The organism is Agathobaculum sp. TL06 (assembly GCF_054658635.1).
Genome location: NZ_BAAGGY010000092.1, coordinates 1 through 255, shown reverse-complemented (window position 1 = coordinate 255; position 255 = coordinate 1). Strand labels below are relative to the sequence as shown.

The window sequence follows — 255 nt, the reverse complement described above, 5'->3', positions numbered from 1 at the left end:
GTTCCTATCCGGCACTTGGCCATTGTGTCGGATAGGTCGGGCGTTAGGCTTCGGGCAAGTCAATCTTGCCGACAAAGCTGTAATAAATCTCAATGTCCTGCCTGCGGGTGCCGTTCTCGTCATAGCTGCACTCATGCACGACGATTTTTTCAATCATTTCCCGCAAGAGGGTGGGGGTCAATTCCTCAAAGGCAAGGTGCTTTCGGACGATACCCATAAACTTTTCCGCGTTGACGGTGGCGGCCTGCGACTTGT

The 255-nt window shown here is 52.9% G+C and carries 1 protein-coding gene; it reads right to left on the bottom strand.

What is annotated here, in order from left to right; all coding sequences use genetic code 11:
- Window positions 1–43: 43 nt before the first annotated feature.
- On the bottom strand, window positions 44–255 hold a 212-nt coding region (locus ACYQ3S_RS15770), incomplete at its 5' end, for a DUF4368 domain-containing protein (RefSeq protein ID WP_459688882.1).